The organism is Providencia sp. PROV189 (assembly GCF_028480065.1).
Classification (GTDB): domain Bacteria; phylum Pseudomonadota; class Gammaproteobacteria; order Enterobacterales; family Enterobacteriaceae; genus Providencia; species Providencia stuartii.
Genome location: NZ_JAMPOG010000037.1, coordinates 36956 through 43976, shown reverse-complemented (window position 1 = coordinate 43976; position 7021 = coordinate 36956). Strand labels below are relative to the sequence as shown.

Genomic DNA, 7021 nt, shown 5'->3' with positions numbered 1-7021 from the left:
AAGCCCTCAGGCGGTTATCATCCCCCTTTGTCCCCAGCACATAAATATCAAACGGCTGTTTGCCGGCCAGCAGAGTAGCCAGACGGGCATCACACGCGCTACAATTTTCCGCCTGCACAAACAGTGCCTGCCGGCGCTGCGCTGTTCCCTGTTCCATCCTGCCGAATGTTCCCAGACTGACCGGTAATACCTGACCATAGAGCCGCTTCCAGGCAGCATCTACTTCCCGCTGAAACGCCAGCTCTTTTTCTGCCCTGGCAAATTCCTGCTGTACCCACTTTTCAGCCAGCCGGCGGCGCTCTTCGTCTGACCGGGCCTCAATACCCAATGTCGTCAGGGGATCCAGTCCGGGAGACTGAATACCGCGCCGCCCTTTCATCAGCGCCTCAAAACGGGCATACTCCTCCGCACTCAGTCCCCATTCCTGCGCCTCATACTGCAATGACTGTGTCTGACTCTCAGCCGATTTCCCCGCCTCAATCTGAACCGGTCGGGTTGCCCCGGAAACAGACTGTGCAGCTGTCAGCGGTGCGGACATCAGACACCCACCCAGTAAAACCACGCATCTTATGTTTTTCATCACGGCATTCCTTTTATGGCAGGCGCAACGTCACTGTGCGCCCCTGATAACGTAATGTCACACGATCAGTCTGAATGTCGGTCATTTCCCAGCCCTGATAACGTCCGCCTACCGGCAGTAACTGTACCTGCCCCAGCTGACGAATATCCGCAGGAGCCAGTGCGGCAAGAAGACGACCGCCCCGCTGTTCAATCGCGGTTAACTGAAACGGCACGGTCCGGGATGGACGGACAGAAGCCCCGAGACGGGAAGTTTCCGGCGTGGCGGGTTTTGCCCTGACAACCGGGGGATTGACCGTTTTTTGTTCCGGCTGACGCTGTTCCTGCAACTGATGTAACGCCAGTGCCCACTGTGCCTGGCGGGTTTCCAGTTGTGCCAGCCGTTTTTCCAGCCCGTCAGACAGTACGGCGATCTGTTCATCCGGTTTGCCGGCCACCGCCAGCTGTGCTGTCACCGTTCTGAGGGTGTCGCGCTGTGATGCCACATCCTGTTTTAGCGTCGTCAGCCCCTGACGGAGCACGTCCAGTTGCGCATTCATCCGGTCATCCGTGACAGAGTCAGCCATCTTCATCTCAATCGCCTGTAATCGTTGTCCGAGTTGTGACAGAGCCTCTGAGTGTGAACTGATAACATTACTGTGGATAAACAGCGGGATACCGGCCACCAGAGCACAGGCGACCACGCCCGTCACAATCACCCCCCGGTAAATTTTTTTATGTAATGGGGTTACGGACAATTCTTCAGAATGAGTCATTTCAGCCACCCTCCGCGATGAACCTTATTCACATCGGTATGACCAGTGGAAGTGTTAAGCACCGGTGGCACCGGTAATGGCGTACTGCCCGCAGAAAGTGGGGTGACCACAGAGACGGATGAAGCGCCGCTCATTCCTGCATCCGGCGCAGATGGCGTGTATTCCGGACGAAGTCGGTAACACACTTCCCGTTGCACATCATCCACCCACAACTGCCAGGCCGGACCGACAAGGATCTGTAACGCCACATTCAGGCGGATCGATCCCATCTGATAATGAACAGCGGGTAACGGCAGACGATAAAGGTGGTTCGCCTGTCCATCGGACGTGCACAGACGATATCCGGAATCACGCAGGGCATAATGTAGCGCATCCCCGACTGTCGGGGAGACGGAAGCAGGAATACGCAGATGAACAATTTGTTCCAGCGGGTAACGCTGTGCCTGTGAAGGCGAAATATCAACCAGCCGGTAACGGTCATAACGCACCACTTCCGGGGCTGACGGATAAATATCTGGGAGCAGCGGCTGAGCATAACCGACGTTGAGCGGAATCGCGATGTCTGCCGCCGCTTCCGTAGGCTGGGCTGGCTTGTCTGCACAGCCCCCCAACAACAGTGAGGTCAGGGCAAGACATATCGGGAGAGTTTTCATACGCATTTTCTGTCCTGAGTTAACAAAATAAAGTCACAGGCACACTGTGCGCAGAAAAGCAAGCGCTCTCAATAGGAAATTAGTTTTCCGAAAAAAAAGAAAACGGCGGGTGTAAAATACCGCCTCTAAAAGAGGTGGTTTTAAATTGGGCCCCCTATAAGGGGGCTATATTCTTTATTAATCCCCCAACAATTCCATTTGTTGGTCGAGCTCTTGATCAACTTTATCCTGATGCCTTACATAACGCCTAATGATGACTTCATTAACCCCCACCGTATCAGCAAAATATCCCCTAGCCCAAAAATGATTACCCCAAAGTTTCTTACGTATATGTGGAAATCGATTATATAACCTTATCGTACTACGTCCTTTCAGGACTCCCATTAGTGTTGATATTGATAGTTTAGGTGGGATCATTACAACTAAATAAGCATGGTCTGGCTGAACATTTAGCACCAATACTTCACAGTCTTTCATAATGCAGAGAATATAAATTATTCTATAAAGCTCTTTTCCTACTTTATCTTTCAATATATTATAACGATATTTAGGAGTCCAAACTAGATGATATTTGCAACGTCAATACACATGTGATGAACTTCTGTATAAACCCATGTTATTTCCTCTTTACTTGTGGTGAGTAAGAGGTAGTTTTTTAACATGGGTTTCCTTCAGGCTATAGCCTCACAGGGTCAATCATCACCTGCTTAGGTGGTGGTTTAAGGCTGACAATAAAAACCCGCTTTTTGGCACAGGCGGATTTTACTATACCCTAAAAGTTAATACTTCCCTGAACCCCGATCTCTCTCGGATTACCTAGCTGTGCTTTATTACCAAATGCATACGTTCGATATAAAGCATCACCAATATTTTTCGCATAGATACTAAGTTCATATTGCTTTGTAGGGTGCCATGATATTGATGCATCAACAACAGTATAATGCCCTTGTTCTAAATTATTTTGCTCATTAAAGTAAAATGGTCCATTAAATCTGACTGCAATCCGAGAAGACCACTTTTGCTCCTTGCCATATAAGCCCTCCCATGAAATTAATGAACTATAACTAGGAGTATAAGCAGGTCTTTTATTTTTATGTTCTCCACTGGTAAACTCTGATTGATTGAACATGCCACCCAGTGAAATACTATGATTAGGGGTAAGCTTTGATTTCCAAAGATATTCTATCCCTCGACTTCTTGAATCTCCCATATTAGATAATGCCTGATAACCAATAACACCTACATATCCTTGAACATCTTTACTATCTATTTGATATAAAGTAATTTCGGCCATATGGTTATCATTAACACTGTGCCATTTCCAACCTAATTCCATTTCCGTGGCAATTTCCGATTTATAAGAAGTCAGAGCTAGTTTATCAACCCCTTCTTTGTTAAAACCACCAGGTTTAAAACCGCGGCCAACTCCAAACCATATACGATTCTGCTCATTTGGAAGCCAGGCGATACTTGCTCGTGGAATAAAGGCATTAAAAACTGCATTATTATTATAATTAGACTCACCTTTTCCTTTTTCTAAAATAATCATTCGAGTTTTTGCTTTTTCGTGAGAAAAACGAGCCCCTGCACCTAACTCCCAATTGTCATTTATCCTGTATGCACCATCAAAATATCCAGAGTAATTATAAATATCATTATCAGATTTTTTTCCTCCCATTCCGACTTTCCCTACAGATAAATTATCATGTCTATAACCCATCTTTTGAAATGATACCCCTATAATTCCACTTAGATCCCCCCCCTCATAATTAGCTCTTGCTTCTGAATACAAAATATCCTGAGAATCATCTTGTAACGTTCCGTCCATAAACAATCTATCTATATCCATATTTTGATAAGAAAGTATCGTTTTAAACTTCCATTCATCATTAAAATCATAACCTGTATTCCAGGAAATATTTTTTAATTTACGTTTAAGATTAGGTGTTTCATATAACCATTCAGTATCAATTTTTGAACGTGAAAGAGGTGAAAAAGGAACAAAATATTCCTCATGAGAATGGTAATTTTCTCCACCTACTTTTAAATTAGACTCAAATAATGTATCAGGGGAAATATAATTAGCAGACAACCATCCAGCTTTTATATCTCTGCTATCAACATTTTTTTTATCCCATGCTGGATTGTTCAAAGAACCATTATTTCTATCGAGACTAACATTCCCCTGAAAAGCCCAGCCGTTTTCCATGTAGCCAGTGCTTCCTCCTGTATTGATTCTTTCCCCTTGACCAAAATATTGCCCCCCTAACCATGCTTCAGCGTGACTACTGGGTTTTTTGGTAATAACACTGATAATCCCTCCCAATGTGCCACGCCCATAAATAACTCCTTGTGGGCCTTTAAGTAGCTCAACTTGCTCAACCCCTTGAAGAGATTGAGCATACGATTGAGAAAGCTGGGGAGCACCATCAACAAACAGTCCCAAACTTGGAGAAAAGAAATCGGCCGAAGATTGGCCCCGAAGAGTCATATTGTTATAAATACGCGAACTTCGGTTTGCAGATAACAACTCAGGAAAAACTGCGCTCAAATCATCAGTTTGATTAACTAAAGATTTTTTTAACTGTTCATCAGTTTGAACATTCACATTACCAATTACATCAAAACTACTTTGAATGCGCTTAGTTGCAGTAACAGTTATTGTATTATCATGCTGTTCTGTGGCAGCTACAGAGCTTACTGTTACCATTGTAGCCGCTACAAAAGATATAGATTTAAATAAAGTTCCTTTATTTTCCATATAAACCCCAAAATGTGCAATGGCACTTTACGCCGAAATGTTAATGCGAATTAATATCATTTGCATTGTTATTATTATTTGAGGTTGATCACATTTTGAGCATGAAAATTATATATACTTATGAAAGTGTGCTGAGTAACAGAAAACATGAATATTAAGGTGGGTTAATAGAGTGCAAACCAATGACAAAAAACAAAAGGATCATTGCTGCTATAAATCAATCTGTTATGAGTTATCAGCCAACAGAAGGATCATTATGGCTATAGGTGGGGTTTATATCACCCAAACCCTTATATCAATGATTATCATGCAATCTGTACCAACCTTACTAAGAAGTGAAGGATTTTCTCTCTCTTTAATTGGATTGACTTCACTTTTTATGCTTCCTTGGACACTTAAATTTTTATGGTCTCCATTTATTGAACGCCTGAGATTACCTTTTGGAAAAAAATTTCGCCGTTCACGTAACTTGATTCTTATTGGTCAATCATTGGTTGCTCTTTTAGTTTTTTTACTTATTCTAATAAACCCTAACGATAATATAAGCAAACTGAATAATCTTTGGATTTTTGGAATATTTATCCTATGTGCATTCTTAACATCGACTATTGACATTGCATGTGATGGCATGGCGGTAGAACAGATTAAGGCAAGTAATAGAGGGTGGGGAAATATTGCCCAAGTTGGCGGAGGAGAAATAGGAGCATTATTAGGCACTAGTGGTTTTTTATTAATTTCCAGTTATTTTAGCTTAAATACTGCATTTGCTATATCAGCTCTAACCATCATATTACTTACAATTCCAACACTCTACTTTAAAGAATCAGATAGACTAACCACATCTGAAACTTACCATATACCTAAATTATCATATGCATTTAATCGAAAAGAGGTAAGAATTGGTATTTTATTAGTAGTTTTATTAGAAGGAGGTAACAGAATCACAGATATGATTACCGGACCTCTATTAATAGATATAAATATTACATTAAATAATATTGCACTATTAATAGGAAGCTTCAATTTTTGTGCAAGCCTATTTGGAACACTTTTAGGTGGTATATTAATAAAAGTATTTGGCATATGGAAATCAATTTTCATTACCTATGGTTTACAAGGTTTAATTTTTACTTTCATATCCATGGCTATAGGAATAAAATATATCCCACATGAAATACTTTTTTTACTTATAGGGTTCAAATATATTCTTTTTTCTGCAGGACTAGTTTCTTTTTACACTGGTTTAATGAGCTTATCTTCATTGAAACAAGCTGGTATTGATTTCACTATTTTCCAATGTACAAATGCTTTTACAGCAATCATTGCTACTCTATTAGGCACTTGGACAGCGGAGAACTGGTCTTATCATTTTGTTTTTGCAATATCATCTATTTATACTTTTATCGCAGTACTAATTTCCATTAAATTAATAAAAAAACGCCTTAAACTAAATATTTCATCAAACAATTTTGAGCAATATGTATAATTAGTAGGAAATTGAATAAGGTAATTACAGAATGGATAACTATGAAGATTATTATACTCAGTCTGCTGAAATGTATGATATTTTAAGCGAACCTCATTGGGAAACTCGTAAAGATACATTTATAAAATCCTTGAAGTTTATGGGAGTAAAAACAGGCAACTGGTTAAATATAGGTTCCGGCACTGGCCAAGAATTAAGTATAATTGCGCAAATGTTTCCAGACATACATATTTTTGCAATTGAACCGTCTGCATCTATGCGTATTGGCCTAATGACAAGAATTATGATGTTACCTGAAATACAACACCAAGTAACTGTGATTGCTGATACATTTCAAAATACCATTCTACCAAAATCATTTTCTGCCGCTATTATATGTGGCTGTATAGGATATTTTAATCAGAATGATAGAAAAATATTATGGAATAAGCTTGCAAATGGGCTAGAAAAAAAAGGTGCTATTTTGGTAGATACAATGCCGTTTAATACGCCTTGTAACATTTCTAAGATACTATTAAATAGTAAAAAAATAGGGAACCATATCTATGAAATTTATTTAAGTGGCAAACCTATAGATCAAGAGGCTATTCGTTGGAATATGAATTTTAAAATCATAGAAGACGATAAAGTCATACGAAATTTTAATATAGAAAGAGATTGGTATACTTTTGGAATTGAACAAGTAATTAAGGAGGCATCAAGAGAAGGATTGGTCCATGAAAACATTAGCTCAAGTACTGTACCAATGGCAATCCTCCGCCATAAATAACTCATAATTAAGGTATAG

General features: G+C 40.6%; 6 protein-coding genes and 1 pseudogene. 2 read left to right on the top strand and 5 right to left on the bottom strand.

Annotation, left to right across the window (positions count from 1 at the left end):
- The 5 genes and pseudogenes from PR833_RS17625 to PR833_RS17605 form a co-directional block, all read right to left on the bottom strand.
- The coding region (locus PR833_RS17625; RefSeq protein WP_272526385.1) for a TIGR03759 family integrating conjugative element protein at nt 1-580 on the bottom strand (580 nt) is incomplete at its 3' end.
- A 13-nt stretch (nt 581-593) separates the two neighbouring features.
- Entirely contained in the window at nt 594-1334 is a 741-nt protein-coding gene (locus PR833_RS17620) for a hypothetical protein (protein ID WP_000149725.1), read from the bottom strand.
- Nucleotides 1331-1993, bottom strand: coding sequence for a PFGI-1 class ICE element type IV pilus protein PilL2 (gene pilL2, locus PR833_RS17615; RefSeq protein WP_004239720.1), 663 nt, complete (start codon nt 1991-1993; stop codon nt 1331-1333). The genes PR833_RS17620 and pilL2 overlap by 4 nt, the downstream gene beginning before the upstream one ends.
- Nucleotides 1994-2164: 171 nt before the next feature.
- Nucleotides 2165-2602: pseudogene (gene tnpA / locus PR833_RS17610) on the bottom strand (IS200/IS605 family transposase).
- A gap of 157 nt (nt 2603-2759) precedes the next feature.
- The gene (locus PR833_RS17605) at nt 2760-4748 is read right to left on the bottom strand and encodes a TonB-dependent receptor (protein ID WP_000428182.1); all 1989 of its coding nucleotides are present in this window, start codon (nt 4746-4748) and stop codon (nt 2760-2762) included.
- 172 nt (nt 4749-4920) lie between these two features.
- Between PR833_RS17605 and PR833_RS17600 the strand changes: the two genes are divergently transcribed.
- Nucleotides 4921-6234, top strand: coding sequence for an MFS transporter (locus PR833_RS17600; protein WP_001351065.1), 1314 nt, complete (start codon nt 4921-4923; stop codon nt 6232-6234).
- A gap of 31 nt (nt 6235-6265) precedes the next feature.
- The gene (locus PR833_RS17595) at nt 6266-7003 is read left to right on the top strand and encodes a class I SAM-dependent methyltransferase (protein ID WP_000371013.1); all 738 of its coding nucleotides are present in this window, start codon (nt 6266-6268) and stop codon (nt 7001-7003) included.
- Nucleotides 7004-7021: the final 18 nt, after the last annotated feature.